The following is a 13,154-nucleotide window of genomic DNA, read 5'->3' as shown; positions in this document are numbered from 1 at the left end:
GCGACAGGAGCCGGCGCTTCGATCGCGGTCTCGCGGAAGGCGCGCTCGAGCTCGTCGAGCGAGACTTCGCCCGGACGCAGCGGACGCTCTAGGGTCTGGTCGATCAGCGAACCCTGCGTCATCTCTTTGGCAGGTGCGGCCTTGGCTTCGGCCGGAGCTTCCGGCACCAGCGGCGGCGCTTCAGCAACGGGAGCAGCGCTGCCAGCCGCCATTGCGGCCATGCCCTGCTCAACCATCGCTTCCAGCTTGTCGATGAGATCGCGGTCGGTGCCCTCGGGCTCGGCTTCGGTCGCCTCGAGGCCTGCGAGGATCTCCTTGATGCGGTCGATCGAGGACAGGATCACCGTCACGGCCTGCCCCGTCACCGGCATGCCGTCGCGGAATTTGCCCATCAGCGTCTCGCCGGCATGTGCCAGCGCTTCAAGCCGCGGCAGGCCGAGGAAGCCGCACGTGCCCTTGATGGTGTGGACCAGGCGGAAGATGTTATCCAGGATCTTGGCGTTGTTCGGCTCCTGCTCGAACTTCACCAGCTGATTGTCGACGGTGTCCAGGCTCTCGCTGGTCTCCGTCAAAAACTCCCGCAACAGATCATCCATGAAAACAGGCCTTCATACAGGGAGGGCGCGCACGACTTGTGATGCGCCATTTCGGAATGGGGCCAGCTTCACCGCAAAGCGTTTAATAATGGTTGAGTATGTGCAAAAGAACGGAACCAACAAAGAGATAAGGCGCTCCGGACAAGCCGAAGCGCCTTGTAAAGATTCGATTAACGTTTGAGGGCGGCGGCGCGCTTACGACGCGGTAATGGTGATCGCTTCGCCCTCGTGCGCGAGCCTCACGGTGAGCCCGCAAGCCTCCGCCAACAGCCGCGTATAATAAGGCTGGATCGCGTGCGCATCCGCGGCCGGGCCGCGCTCTCCGCTCAGGAGCTCGGAGATGTTCTGCGGCAGGCGCGCATTATGACCGGTCGCGGTGACGCGGAAGCTCATGGTCTCGCCGTCACCGATCGGGTCGATCGTCAGCATGCCGCCGCGCGGGATCGTGTGCTGGGAAACAACCAGCATATTGAGCAGCAGCTTGACGCGATTCTTCGGCAGCAAGAGCCGCGGCAGATTCCAGGTGATCGAGCACTTGCCGTCCTCGATGTGGCCGCGCGCCATGGTCTGGGCATCGCCGAGGTCGATCTGCGCGCCGGACGAGCCGGCCGCGCCGAAGGCCAGGCGACAGAACTGGAGGCGGGCGGAGGCGGTTTTCGCGCTCTTGCGGATCAAATCGAGCGCGAACTCGCGATCCTCGGGCTTGGGATCGTCGTCGAGCACTTCGAGCCCATTGACGATGGCTCCGACAGGGCTGATGAGATCGTGGCAGACCCGCGAGCACAGGAGCGCGGCGAGTTCGAGCGCATCTGGAGCGGTAGCGGTACCGGGTGACGAAGCGTCAGACATAAAGGGTTCCTGGAATTGCACGGCGCGGACGCGGCGAATCACGCATGCTTGACGAATGCCGCAGGTTCTAACATTCGCAAGCCCGTGGCAGCTAGCTTGCGATCGGCTCGAAGCGGCCCTAAAGCCGCGGCGAATCAGTCGAGTAGGATGGAATTGCCGATGAATGAGGCATGCAGGTGAAACGGATCATCGACGGCCCGGCCGCCTCCCACCTGATGGAGCCGCTCACCGCGCTGGTGGTAAAGGCGGGCGAAGCGATCCTCGCGGTCAACCGCGCAGCGATGCGGGTCGACGGCAAGCAGGACGGCTCGCCGGTCACCGAGGCCGATCTCGCCGCCGACCGCATCATCGCTGACGGCCTGGCGCAGCTTGCGGGCGACGTGCCGACGTTGTCGGAAGAGCGGACCCAGCTCGCCTCGCCGCCATTCCGCGACAGCTTCTTCCTGATCGACCCGCTCGACGGCACCAAGGAGTTCGTCGCCGGCCGCGACGAGTTCACCGTCAACCTCGCCCTCGTGACCGAAGGCGTGCCGCTGCTGGGCATCGTAGCCGCGCCCGCACTCGGCCTGCTCTGGCGCGGCATCGTCGGCCGCGGCGCCGAGCGCGTCAGGTTCGACGGCGTGAACATCGGTGCTGCCGAACCGGTCCGCACCCGCACGCTGCCGACGCAGGGCGAGCCCTGGATCGCGGCGGTGAGCCGTTCCCATGGCGACCTCAGAAGCGAGGCGTTCATCGACGGCCGGCCCAATGCGGTCAGGAAGACGGTCGGCTCGGCGGTGAAATTCGGACGGATCGCAGAGGGCAGCGCCGACATCTATCCCCGCTTCGGACCCACTTGCGAATGGGATGTCGGGGCGGGCTGCGCGGTCGTGACGGCGGCAGGCGGCAAGGTCACCGACGGCAACGGTGGCGAGCTCCGATTCGGCCAGCGCGGCGACACCGGCTTCATCATCCCGGAGTTCATCGCCTGGGGCGATCCGCGGGCGGCAGGCTGCTACTGACTGAGCTGTTATTGACTAAGCTGATCCTGGAGCGCCGGCCAGCGCTTGCGTACCTCATAGAGGAAGCGCTCCGGGTCGGCGGCGAAGGCATCGCGATTGGCCTCCCGGCTGAACAGATAGAGCCGCTGCGCCGAAATCACGTAGAAGCGGGGATTGGCGGCGACGGCGACGCCGCGGGCGATGTCGGCCGGATCGTAGCCGCCGAACTGCGGTCCATAGATCTCGGGATGGGCCAGGAAGGACGCCCGGTTGCCCTCGTTGCGGAAACGCCAGACCGCGCCCCAGAGGTTCGCCTCGAACTCGGCCGTCCCCTGCACGGCCGCGCCATCGACGAAATAGGATACGGGGTCGAACCCCTCGATCGCCACGCCGCTGAAGCGGTTGACGACGATCCGCTCGGTGGTGGCGGCCTCGGCCGGCAAACCTGCGCAGGCGATCCAAATGCCCGCCAGCAGGCGGACGAGGAGGCGGATCAAGGCATTTCCGGGGCGCAAAGGGCTATCTTCCTGCCGTTGTGCCGTCATAGTTGCTGCGGATAACATCCGAGTCGAGGGGACATCCGGCGCAACCTAGAGCCGTGCCTGTTGGCGTCAGGTTAAGGAAGCGGCGGCATTCGATACCAGGGGTTCTTTTATGACTTTCGCATCACGCCTTGCTGCGGTCGCGCTTGCCGCGCTGGTCGGCTGGATCGTCCCGGCCTCCGCCCAGCAGCCGCCGCCGCCCAATTTGCCGCCGCCGCAGCGGAGCCCGTCACCCAGCACCTATGGGCCGGACGAACTCGTGACCGCCGGCCACCGCTTCTTCGGCAACGTCTCGCGCGGGCTCGCCTCGATCATCGAGAAGGCCGTCAGCCAGTGGGGCCTGCCCAACGGCTATATCCTGGGTGAGGAAGGGTCCGGCGCCTTCGTTGCCGGCCTGCGCTACGGCGAAGGCACGCTCTACACCAAGAACGCCGGCGACCTGCGCGTCTATTGGCAGGGCCCCTCGCTCGGCTTCGACTGGGGCGGCGACGGTGCGCGCACCATGACGCTGGTCTACAACCTGCCCGCCACCAACGCGATCTACCAGCGCTTCGCCGGCATCGACGGCTCGGCCTATATCATCGGCGGCTTCGGCATGACGGCGCTCACCGCCAACAACATCGTGCTGGTGCCGATCCGCTCGGGCCTCGGGCTACGGCTGGGCGCCAATATCGGCTATTTGAAATTCACCCCGCGCGCGACCTGGAACCCGTTCTAAAGCGCGATCGCGCTTTAGATTGTTGTTCGAGCATGATCTTTCCGGAAAGCCGCTGCGCACTTTGCGCTGACGCGGCCCTTCGGGCCCGGATCATGCTCTAGGGCTCCCTCCTCGGGTCCGATTCCGGATTCACGTTAACAACAGGGCGGGGCTGGCTTTTTGCCGGCCCGCCATGCATTGTCTTTGGTAAATTTTTCCTTGCTTTCGGAGTTCTGGCCCCATGGTCGAACCGATCATGTACCTGGCGATCGGCTTCCTGCTCTCGATGCTGTGCGGGCTTGCCATCGTGCCGCTGGTGCATAACCGCGCGGTCCGCCTGACCACGCGCCGGCTCGAGGCCGCCACGCCGCTCTCGATGGCCGAGATCCAGGCCGACAAGGACCAGCTCCGGGCCGAATTCGCCATGTCGGCGCGGCGGCTCGAGATGAGCGTCGACCAGCTCAAGAACAAGACCACGAGCCAGCTTGCCGAGCTCGGCAAGAAGAGCGACGCCATCAACCGCATGAAGATCGAGCTCGGCGAGAAGAACGCCACGATCTTCGCGCTGGAGGCGCGCGAGAAGGCGGTGAAGGAGCAGCTCCGCGCCACCGAAGAGGAATTCAGCGCCAAGACCGAGGCCCTGCGCGCCGCCGAGAACGCGCTGACCGACAAGCAGGGCGAGCTCGCAAAAATTAATTCCGAGCTGTCCGACCGCTCGATGATGGCGGAGAGCCGGCAGGTCGAGCTGGTCGCGGTGCGCGCGCAGATCGAGAACTTGAAAAATCGCGTCGGCGACGCCGAGAAGGAATTTGCCGCCACGCAGGCGCGGCTGACGCAGGAGCGGACCGAATCCGAGACCGCCTCCCGCGAGCTCGGCGATGCGCGCGGCCGTGTCGAGAATCTGAGCCAGCGCGTCACCGAGCTCGATCGCCAGCTGATCGTGCAGGTGAAAGAGGCCGAGATGCTGTCGGGCCGCGTCGCCGATCTCGAAGGCCGCCTCGCCACGCAGGGCAAGCTGCTCGCCGAGCGCGACTACGAGAACAACCAGCTCCGCCAGGCCAATGAGGGCAATGATCGCACCATCAAGGAGCTGCGCGTCGAGATCGCCGGCTTAAGCGGCGGCAAATCGTCGGCGGCGTTCGAATCGCTCCGCGCGGAAAAGACCGCGCTGGAGGAGCAGCTGCGCACCGCGCGCGACGAGCGCGCAAAACTCCAGCGCGACATCAATGCGATCCAGCAGCAGGCGGAGAGTTCCTGGGCGACCGAGCGCATGGAGAATGCATTGCTACGCGAACGCATCAACGACATCGCCGCCGAGGTCGCGAAGCTCGCGATGCAGCTCGAAGGCCCGAACTCGCCGATCGAGGCCCTGCTGGCGGCCGAGGCCGGCCAGCCCCCGAAACCGGCGCCCCGCCCGGCCAATGACGCCGCCGGCAATGGCGCGGCCGCAATCACCCTGCCCGAGGGCGGCGGAACGCTCGCCGAGCGCATCCGCGCGCTGCAGGCCCACGCCTCCCGCGCCCGCCAGCAGGGCGCATAAGCGGCCCAAACCACGGTTTCGCGCGCGAATCGCGTGATTGACGCAAGGTTTTCCGGCCTCGAGGCGCCTGGAAACTTGACACCTTTGGCCCGCACTTCTAAATCGCGGGCTCCGATGTGCCGGCCGGCCGAAAGTCCGGCCGTCGGCATGATGGTCCCGGGCGCATAGCTCAGCGGGAGAGCGTTCCCTTCACACGGGAGAGGTCCAAGGTTCGATCCCTTGTGCGCCCACCATTTAGCTCTTTCGATCAGATACTTACCTATGCAATTCCCCAAGCATGTGCCCCCAGAAAGCCGGGGCACAACAGGGGCACTAATCGCCCGGCTCCGCCTTTCTGAAGACCCATCGAGAGATTGGCCGATCCATTCCGATGACATCCGTTGGACAGCATCGTTAAATGACACTGACCAATAGAGCCCTGAAGCTAGCTAGTAGGGCGTTCGACGACATCTCGGCCTTTGTGTAGGCGCGTTTGTTGAAGGGATGGGTGACGGTCTGATTTATGGGATTGTGGGCTTGGCGCCGCGGCGAACGGTTTCGCCGCGCAAGTTGTTGCCGTCATGCCCTTTGTCAGCGAGGAGCGCGCTAATGGGTGTGGCGCGAGCGCCAGGCCGCAGCAATATCGGCATCCGGGCCTGGAGCCAGATCCAGGAGGACCGGGCCGGCAGAGCGTATCACTCAGCGCATAGCGTCGTCCCGTCCTCATCCAGAGATCGGTTCGATTCCGCTACGAGCGCCAAAGCTTCTGGCAAATTCAATGCGTTAGGGTCGAAATCGGCTAACCCGGTTTTTGGGGTAGCCAAACTGTCCATTGCCATCTGCGCCAGTATACGTCTCGATCTCGGCCAAGTTCTCGTGGTCCGTTTCGCCCGAATCTGGGGCCGGGTGCAGCCTGCCTCAGCCGAGTCGAACACAGATGGCGTGCCGCAAGCCATGAGGGCTGGAATCGTTCGGCTTTCCGGTCTTTATGGGCGCCGGTGCGTTTGCAGTTTGTCGCGCCCTTAGCGCTCCGGTCCTTGTCCCACTTGGTCGGCAGGAAGGTCCGCTGGTTGCGCGGGATGTCTTTGATGTGGTGGCTCAACCGATCCGTAGATTTTCCGCTGAGTCTTTTCCGCGATTGTTCACGATGTCGAAGCTGACTTTGGCGCCCTCGGCGAGAGAAGTGAAACCGGCTTTTTCAACAGCCGAGATGTGAACAAAAACGTCCTTGCCGCCATTGTCCGGTTGGATAAACCCATACCCCTTTGTCGGGTTGAACCACTTTACCGTCCCCATAGCCACGTAACTGCTCCACTTTTCAAAAACGAAAATTAGTGCCCGAATTCCGACAAAAGGAAGGCAAGTTGCGGTCGCGAGCCGATAGACCGCACGCTGAGTTAGTCGCTATGCCCCGAGTCACGTAGATCCAAATACCGAATGTGAAGCGTGAGCGGTTGCTTGGAACCGTCTAAGAGCACACGTACCCGGTTGCTCGTAGCGCCCAGGCCAAGGACAATGCCGAGCCTGCCGGACAATCTTCGACCGGCCGCCTCAGCCAATACGATGCGACAACCCGGTGCCACCCTATCCTTGATGAGGGACAATTCTGAAAAGGGCGGACAAGACTTGTGCTCGGACATGCAGGCGAAAATATCGTAAAATTGGCCCAAATGAAAGCCGCGCAGGCTCGAAGGACACAAACCGAAACAACGAATGGTACCTTCGATCGAATATCCTCATTGGTTGATGTTGGCGGGAGCCATCTTTGTGCTGGCATGATTGGTCGGAGGGGCGGTTGAAAGAAGCCGCCCCCCACGTTGACGCGGGAGAAGTCGTAATCCCTAAAGGCTGATCAACCAGCCCTCGAACCGGAGGCGAGTGCCAGCGAGGAACGGCCCCAAGCCAAGCCGACGATGTGATGCCGACGGCGGGGGCGCTCGGGGTGCACGAGATCGCGCCCCTTACAAGGGCGCGCGCTTTCGGCAGCAGTGTTTGGGCAATTTGGCCTCAACTTTTGAATGGGAGAGACGCGCGAAACGGGGCGCGGGCACGCATCTTCGCTTCAATGCAACGTTTGGCTGCCATACCGTTGCGCGGCTGATATGAGCCGAGCTTGCGTCACCGTAAGCACGCCAAATGACGAGGCTAATCTCGTAAAGCCTTGCCTCTGTGATCAGCCGCCTGGGGACGGCGCCGCTGTCGTCCCACTCCTCAACGATCGGCGTGAAGCTCACACTGACTTCCGTGACCGTGCCGTTGCCGATGGTTGCTAATGCCTCCTGCCCTAGGGGCGCATTGGAAGTCGGGGTCAACGAGTAGTAAAGGCCGATATTGTCGGACCTGAGGGAGAGCGTGCCCTTCGATACCCTCCCTGTGGCCTGCTTGGATCGTGCACCCAGAGCGCGGCAACATCTGGATTTCGCGCGAGGTGCTTGTCGAATGCACGTCTCGCAAATCTCTCTTCGAACACAGCCGCACAATCCCACGCTGATTCCACGAAATCGGAACGCCGGAAAATAGTATCAGCCGATTTCGCTGCAATGCGTCTTTGGCGTTTCGCTTGCCTTATCTTGCGCGCAATCACGGCTGGTGAGTCCGAGCATTCGGAGTGTCGGTCTTCGCCAGGCAACTTGACACTGCGGCGGATTGGCTCTCAGTCCGCGACCTCAGAGACGCGTTCGGATCCCTTAGACTGACCTATCCAACTTTCCCATCGCGCCTATCGCCAAGAAAATGCGGAATACCGACTGTAGATAACATCTTCGCGGTCAAGATCGTCAAGCAATTCATCCTGCGACTGACGGGCCGTTTCTACCTCGGTCAGCAACTTGCACAGGAGACTGAGGCGGCGATCGTATTCAGATCGCAGGGTTGCACAGACTATCGCGCTGGCTCGGCCGCGGGGTTCTTCGATAGGACGTCGAAGGGTTTCCTGCGCGGCCTCGATATTGCCCATCTCGGTGGCAACTTCACGCAGACGCGCCGACAACAGGGTCAAGCCATCCGGACTATCGCCTAGTAGCGCAGCTACGCCAGGCGAGAGACCCTGACCGCCGCGGCCTTTTTAGCTTCGATTTCGCCGCCTAGTTTAGAGCGCTCGCTCGGCATTCAGCTCCGGTAGCGATCGTTCAACGCTTCGCGTTTGGCTACCAAGCTAGCGTAGGTTAGATCCGACTCCGCCAAGCTCGGTACGCGAAACACGTCGGCGCATTTTATCTCCAAAGGTGCCAGTTTAGAAAAGATCCTTCATCAAATTAATGAACCACTCGCCCTTCAACTCGGTGCGGCGCCTGTTGATGCGAGGCCAACTGTTCTGGCAGAACGAATCGCGTTACCGTCCATTCCGGAGGGTGCGCTAAGAGCTCCCGCCAACCGTGCACGAATTCAAATCGATCGGCGCGAACGTCGTCACGGCATCGGCCGTCCCGCTGACTGCGATTTCGGGATTTCAGTTCCAGATATTCGAGCGCTAGCGCGGAATGCTACCGGCTGTGTCAGCCGACAGTACCGCCCTGCTGGTGTCATTCCCGCATACGCGCGCGCATGGTCCACGGGTTTGTTCAATTTCGGCGCGCTCATGAGCGTCGCCAACAGCAGCACACGTCTGGCTGGTCCAGTTAGGGCGCAACGGCAGGCGCGCCGCAGGGCATTCCTGCAAGCGTCTGCTGATGTCGGCTACTGCGTGAACGCGGGAATCCAATATGCCGCTCGATGGCGTCGAGCGAATTGTTGAGCGTGCAGCCGCTTGGCGGCCCGCTCCACTCCGGCCGGGAAAAAAGGACGCCGGGATAGAACCCGCGCGAGTTTGCACGTCACCTCGGGATTCAGCATCCCTACAACTCAATACGGTCCGAGTTCAGGATAGGAACGCGCGTCTACAAAGACATCGACGGTCAGTTCAGAAACTTCACAGCGAGACGGCGCTCATCACGCCACACAACGGAGCAATCAATATCCAAGCCAGCACCTGGTACACGCAGGCCGAAAGCCGCGGGCACGAAAGGCGCGTTATCGATTTGGACGATCGCAGAGGAATCCGTGAGGTGGCGGACCTTGCACCGCACAGGACTGCCGTCCACCAATATCTGCGCAGCATAGACGTTACGTCGCCGCTCGTTCGTCACGTCTCGCATTCTCCCCCGCTCTAGCGCGCGGGAGATATTGATCGACGATTCCAGTCTCAAATGAGGCTAGACCGTGGTTTCATTGCTAGGCCGGGAGCTTTTTCTCAAGCGCGGCCGACGCCGCCAGGGCCAGATCCTCCGTTGCCACGGCCTTGGGCTCACCGGCTTTGCGATCGCCCCAACCGTTCGCAGCGGCGATGCCGCGCGCGGTCAGGCCATCGAGAGACTCCTCAAGCACATGGAAGTGTTCGCCAAGCCCCGCCCTCATGTTCGGCGCGTCCAGCCCGGCGATCAGCACATCCTTGAGGGCCGCCGCAGGGCGACGAAAATGCCGGGCGTCGCGGTGACGTTTCGGTGCGGGCGATAGCCCATGAACTCAGTGCGCCAGGCAATGCCGATCGGACAGCGCTCGGCAGGCGCAAAGCCGGCATTGGCCCGGCCTGGGTGAAGCTAGTTTGCGAACTCAGACCCTTGCGATCTATCTCCGCCCGGCGATTGTCATTGCAGGCACACGGGCTTGCGCCCAATAGGCCGCGCGAAGCCGATGATAGTTCTCGCAGTCGCTGCCCCGCTCGCGATGGGTCGACGCCACCAGAAAGCCACCACTGCCGCGAACAGCGAGGTGTCGCTGATTGTCGGCCTCCCGCTTCTCATCGGTCTAGCGGCGGGCACCCTTCACTTGCCGAAATAACACCGCAGCGTCGTGCCGGATCTTCGGCCGCGGCCGAAGTGCCGGCCGGCCTCAACTGCTTCCACGAAATTAAATTTGACGGCTACCGCATGTGCGCGCCGCGCCGGGGCGATGACGTGCGGTTGATCACCAAAAACGGCCACGACTGGACCAGCCGCTACCGATGGATTGTCGAATCCGCATTAAAGAACCTCGAGAAGCACTTTGTTCTCGACGGCGAGGCCGTGGTGCTCGGCATCGACGGCGTCGCCGACTTCAGCGCCCTACATTCGCGGAAGTACGATCACGAAGTCCAGTTTTGCGCCTTCGACGTCCTTGTGCTTGGCGGGGAGGATCTGCGGCCGCTGCCGCTCGACATGCGCAAGAGCAATCTGGAGCGGCGGCTGCTGCGCCGGCGACCGCATCTTTGTGGCACCGTTCGAACCAGGTGCGATCGGGCCGGACCTGTTCCAGAAGGCCCGCGAATGCGGCCGAGAGGGGATTGTCTCGAAGCGTCGCGACCGGCGCTATATCGCCGGCCGCACAAATGAGTGGATCAAGGTCAACAACCGGACGCATCCGGCTATGAACCGGGTTGAAGATGCGCTGTCAGCCTAAAGGACGGAGGTCAACTCAGTGGCACGAAGCAGAGCTTCGCGCCCCCCTAGGCCCCGACGTGTCTTGTCGACGCAGGGGCTGGGATATTTGAGCTGCCGCTTCCGTGGGGCGCAATTCCGCCCGACATCCCAATGTTCAACTGGGTGGAAACGCAAGACATACACGCCTACTCGATTAGCTCGCAGGACATGAAATGGGTCGGATAGCCGATCAGGCATCCGCACCCTCCGGCTCTTGATCAGAGGAATCCGGAAGTCCGAGAAAACGCTCCTCACGCCAACAATGGCAATCCAGCCAGCGCGAAGCCAAGTGACCGCTTCCCACTAGCAGTCACTTGATATGATGCTGCCACCGCGAAGCTTTGGGGATGACCGTCGATCAGCCTCCATGGCGATGTGAGGTCAACGCAAAACTCCTCCATCGCATCGCTACCGGGAACGATCATGCTGTCAGTAAGATTAGATTGCTCATTCTGCTCAAACATATCCGAATCCCTGTTGCTCGATCATAGCCGTCGCCTGGCGTGCCATGGCAGTATCTTTGTGCGTTGTCATCCACCTCTAGCTGCTACATCACAACCGCGTCTTGGCGCAACACCGCACTCCCTTCCCGTGCTATACAGCAGTGGTTATACTACCGCCCCTGTGCCGCGCGATCTCAGCATCCGGGGCGTCAACCACGATTACGACCGTGCCCGCACCACGGTGATATTCGGGATCGCCGGCGATATCCTGAGCGACACGGGCGCCGTATTGGACCGCTAGTTCAGCAGAGCGAAATAGCTCCCCCACATCATCCGCCTGTGTCTCTCCGTTGTGGAAAATCGGGAAGTAGTAACGTCGCATAGCTGCGGCCCTCGTCTTTAGCCGCGATCATGCCCACATCTCGGGACGGCCCGCACCTGTCAAAAACGACAGGCACCATGTTCAGGACCGAGCTGGCCGATTTCGGCCATGGTAACCTGTCATAGCTGCAACAACTTAGTTCATCATTCGCCAGGCGCGCCTTGTCCGGTTTCACTCCGGTCCGCACGGAGCACCAATCACGCAGGCTCCTCAAGCGGGAAGTCCGGCGCTTCACCGTGTTGGGCGCGCGGTCCAGTGCGATGATTTATCGTATTTGCGGCCAAGCCGGCGGATTCAGACGGCCGTCGCAACACTCGGAGTTTGGAGGTTGCGATGAACGTTGTAATGCGCATATCGGCGCGGTCAGGACGAGCCCGGTTGCCATGGCCAGGACGCCCCTCTGTTGCAGGCGCAGTGAACAAGAATAAATTTTGGCGGCGATTGCCGCAGGGTTAAGCAGCGAAGATGCTGCACTCGAAGCCGGATTGCACAACCTGTCGAGAAGCAGATTATCCTCCGGGCGGTACCTCTCGTTGATTGAGCGCGAGGAGATCGCACTTCTCAAGGTACACAGCCATTCCATACAGGAGACTGGACGGCGCCTGGGGCGGGCTGCTTCGACAGTCGCCCGTGAACTGCGGCGCAATGCGGCCACCCGCGGCGGGGGTTTGGAGTGTCGGGCAACAGCTGCCCAATGGCATGCGGATCGATCCGCCCGCCGGCCCAAGCCGACCAAGCTTGCGCTCAATGCAACGTTGCGCACTTATGTGGAGGAGAGACTTGCTGGCGGCGTCGTAGCCCCAACCGGCGCTCCCGTTCCTGGTCCTTCTGTCCCGTGGAAGGGGGCCGGCATGGCCCGCGCAAGAATCGGCGATGGGCCAAAGCCTGGAGCCCTGAGCAGATTGCCCGACGCTTGCGATCGACTTCCGGGACGACAAGACGATGCGCATCAGCCACGAAGTTATCTATCAGGCTCCCTTCGTTCAGGCCGCGGGGCGCTGCGCCGCGAGCTAACGGCCTGCTTGCGAACAGGCGTGTATTACGGATGCTCAGGGCGCGCGTACGCAGGTGAGGCAAGGGCTTTGTCTCGCCGGCGCTTGAGGCAAAGCGACGCGACATGACCGGGCTGAGCTTCAAAAAAACGATCCTGCCAGCCGAACAAGTTCGCCCCGACGCCGCCGGTAAACGGACACGCCGGAAGGCCCGTCAGGGCAAGATTGATGCTTCACGCGCCCAGCTTGTTTAGCACTAAGCCGGCCGGGACCATCCGATTCTGTAGGCCAACTGCGGCCGAGCATCCCTGTCCGATCTGGACAAGCACGGCTCGCAACCCAGAAGGACGACGGACCGGGATCGCGCAGGCGCGCTTGAATGTCGGCCTTGTCTGCCTGGCCGGTCTGCAAGCGGGCCTCCCTTTCTTTCCTCATCACGCTGCGATGGCGCTCTCAGCGCTCCCCTCCACGTCCGTCCCAGGGGCCTTCTTCACCCCCCTCATTGCCGGCGCTTCTCAGCCCTCCCCTGCGGCGAAAGCGAAGTCGCCCTCATCGCGCGCCTGCTACGAGGCCAGCCTACGGGGCGTAGCGACGGACGACGGCGATAGCGCTCCCGCTCGTCATCGAAATCATCGACCGCGCCCTCTAGTACCTCGTCACAGGGATTATGACTCTTTGGAAGTGGCGGGGTAGGCGCCAGCCATTTTGGCGCGAGCCTTGTC

14 protein-coding genes, 1 tRNA gene and 1 pseudogene are annotated in these 13,154 nt (G+C 62.4%); 7 read left to right on the top strand and 9 right to left on the bottom strand.

What is annotated here, in order from left to right; all coding sequences use genetic code 11:
• Both AC0L3X_RS44765 and chpT read right to left on the bottom strand, forming a co-directional pair.
• Nucleotides 1-596 (bottom strand): Hpt domain-containing protein (locus AC0L3X_RS44765; RefSeq protein WP_473317494.1); only part of this gene is annotated, 596 nt, incomplete at its 3' end.
• 195 nt (nt 597-791) lie between these two features.
• Nucleotides 792-1,445: a histidine phosphotransferase ChpT gene (chpT, locus tag AC0L3X_RS44760; protein WP_063985400.1), complete on the bottom strand. Its 654-nt coding sequence runs from the start codon at nt 1,443-1,445 to the stop codon at nt 792-794.
• A gap of 170 nt (nt 1,446-1,615) precedes the next feature.
• Between chpT and AC0L3X_RS44755 the strand changes: the two genes are divergently transcribed.
• The gene (locus tag AC0L3X_RS44755) at nt 1,616-2,446 is read left to right on the top strand and encodes a 3'(2'),5'-bisphosphate nucleotidase CysQ family protein (protein WP_187387813.1); all 831 of its coding nucleotides are present in this window, start codon (nt 1,616-1,618) and stop codon (nt 2,444-2,446) included.
• A gap of 8 nt (nt 2,447-2,454) precedes the next feature.
• Here the strand turns inward: AC0L3X_RS44755 and AC0L3X_RS44750 are convergent, their stop codons facing one another.
• A complete protein-coding gene (locus AC0L3X_RS44750) occupies nt 2,455-2,940 on the bottom strand; it encodes a YHS domain-containing (seleno)protein (protein WP_063986679.1) in 486 nt (161 codons plus the stop codon).
• A gap of 139 nt (nt 2,941-3,079) precedes the next feature.
• Between AC0L3X_RS44750 and AC0L3X_RS44745 the strand changes: the two genes are divergently transcribed.
• The 3 genes from AC0L3X_RS44745 to AC0L3X_RS44735 all read left to right on the top strand — a co-directional run bounded on the left by AC0L3X_RS44745 (nt 3,080) and on the right by AC0L3X_RS44735 (nt 5,437).
• Nucleotides 3,080-3,685 carry a DUF1134 domain-containing protein gene (locus AC0L3X_RS44745; RefSeq protein ID WP_028151234.1) on the top strand — a complete coding sequence of 202 codons (606 nt, stop codon included), beginning with the start codon at nt 3,080-3,082 and terminating at the stop codon, nt 3,683-3,685.
• A 220-nt stretch (nt 3,686-3,905) separates the two neighbouring features.
• Complete coding sequence (locus tag AC0L3X_RS44740) at nt 3,906-5,204, top strand: coiled-coil domain-containing protein (RefSeq protein WP_063985401.1); 1,299 nt, start codon at nt 3,906-3,908, stop codon at nt 5,202-5,204.
• A 158-nt stretch (nt 5,205-5,362) separates the two neighbouring features.
• Nucleotides 5,363-5,437 (top strand) — tRNA-Val (locus tag AC0L3X_RS44735).
• Nucleotides 5,438-6,281: 844 nt separating this feature from the next.
• Here AC0L3X_RS44735 and AC0L3X_RS44730 read toward each other — a convergent pair.
• The 4 genes from AC0L3X_RS44730 to AC0L3X_RS44715 all read right to left on the bottom strand — a co-directional run bounded on the left by AC0L3X_RS44730 (nt 6,282) and on the right by AC0L3X_RS44715 (nt 9,605).
• Complete coding sequence (locus tag AC0L3X_RS44730; RefSeq protein ID WP_439034190.1) at nt 6,282-6,485, bottom strand: cold-shock protein; 204 nt, start codon at nt 6,483-6,485, stop codon at nt 6,282-6,284.
• A 659-nt stretch (nt 6,486-7,144) separates the two neighbouring features.
• Nucleotides 7,145-7,669, bottom strand: coding sequence for an HK97 family phage prohead protease (locus AC0L3X_RS44725; RefSeq protein ID WP_439034189.1), 525 nt, complete (start codon nt 7,667-7,669; stop codon nt 7,145-7,147).
• Between the two features lie 233 nt (nt 7,670-7,902).
• Nucleotides 7,903-8,181, bottom strand: a complete 279-nt coding sequence (locus tag AC0L3X_RS44720) for a hypothetical protein (protein WP_444592966.1) — start codon at nt 8,179-8,181, stop codon at nt 7,903-7,905.
• A 1,211-nt stretch (nt 8,182-9,392) separates the two neighbouring features.
• A complete protein-coding gene (locus AC0L3X_RS44715; protein WP_439034188.1) occupies nt 9,393-9,605 on the bottom strand; it encodes a hypothetical protein in 213 nt (70 codons plus the stop codon).
• Between the two features lie 431 nt (nt 9,606-10,036).
• Here AC0L3X_RS44715 and AC0L3X_RS44710 point away from each other — a divergent pair, with 431 nt between their 5' ends.
• Nucleotides 10,037-10,528 (top strand): ATP-dependent DNA ligase, encoded by a 492-nt coding sequence (locus AC0L3X_RS44710; RefSeq protein ID WP_473317493.1) that lies wholly within the window; start codon nt 10,037-10,039, stop codon nt 10,526-10,528.
• Nucleotides 10,529-10,866: 338 nt separating this feature from the next.
• On the opposite strand, the gene AC0L3X_RS44705 is transcribed toward AC0L3X_RS44710, so the two are convergent.
• Nucleotides 10,867-11,079, bottom strand: a complete 213-nt coding sequence (locus AC0L3X_RS44705) for a hypothetical protein (protein ID WP_439034186.1) — start codon at nt 11,077-11,079, stop codon at nt 10,867-10,869.
• A 130-nt stretch (nt 11,080-11,209) separates the two neighbouring features.
• Nucleotides 11,210-11,440 (bottom strand): DUF6894 family protein, encoded by a 231-nt coding sequence (locus AC0L3X_RS44700; RefSeq protein WP_439034185.1) that lies wholly within the window; start codon nt 11,438-11,440, stop codon nt 11,210-11,212.
• A gap of 333 nt (nt 11,441-11,773) precedes the next feature.
• Between AC0L3X_RS44700 and AC0L3X_RS44695 the strand changes: the two are divergent.
• Together AC0L3X_RS44695 and AC0L3X_RS44690 are read left to right on the top strand one after the other, a co-directional pair.
• Nucleotides 11,774-12,474 (top strand): annotated as a pseudogene (locus AC0L3X_RS44695) (transposase); the annotation flags it as partial.
• Between the two features lie 83 nt (nt 12,475-12,557).
• Complete coding sequence (locus AC0L3X_RS44690) at nt 12,558-12,686, top strand: hypothetical protein (RefSeq protein ID WP_439034184.1); 129 nt, start codon at nt 12,558-12,560, stop codon at nt 12,684-12,686.
• Nucleotides 12,687-13,154 lie beyond the last annotated feature (468 nt).

The organism is Bradyrhizobium sp. MI1.7, from assembly GCF_055811795.1.
This window is presented reverse-complemented; position numbering and strand designations above follow the sequence as displayed.

Excerpts from the sequence above, each read along its gene's own strand:
- AC0L3X_RS44745 (WP_028151234.1), top strand. The coding sequence starts at position 3,080 with ATGACTTTCGCATCACGCCTTGCTGCGGTCGCGCTTGCCGCGCTGGTC.
- AC0L3X_RS44755 (WP_187387813.1), top strand. The coding sequence starts at position 1,616 with ATGCAGGTGAAACGGATCATCGACGGCCCGGCCGCCTCCCACCTGATG.
- AC0L3X_RS44705 (WP_439034186.1), bottom strand. The coding sequence starts at position 11,079 with ATGTTTGAGCAGAATGAGCAATCTAATCTTACTGACAGCATGATCGTT.
- AC0L3X_RS44690 (WP_439034184.1), top strand. The coding sequence starts at position 12,558 with ATGACCGGGCTGAGCTTCAAAAAAACGATCCTGCCAGCCGAACAAGTT.
- AC0L3X_RS44740 (WP_063985401.1), top strand. The coding sequence starts at position 3,906 with ATGGTCGAACCGATCATGTACCTGGCGATCGGCTTCCTGCTCTCGATG.
- chpT (WP_063985400.1), bottom strand. The coding sequence starts at position 1,445 with ATGTCTGACGCTTCGTCACCCGGTACCGCTACCGCTCCAGATGCGCTC.
- AC0L3X_RS44700 (WP_439034185.1), bottom strand. The coding sequence starts at position 11,440 with ATGCGACGTTACTACTTCCCGATTTTCCACAACGGAGAGACACAGGCG.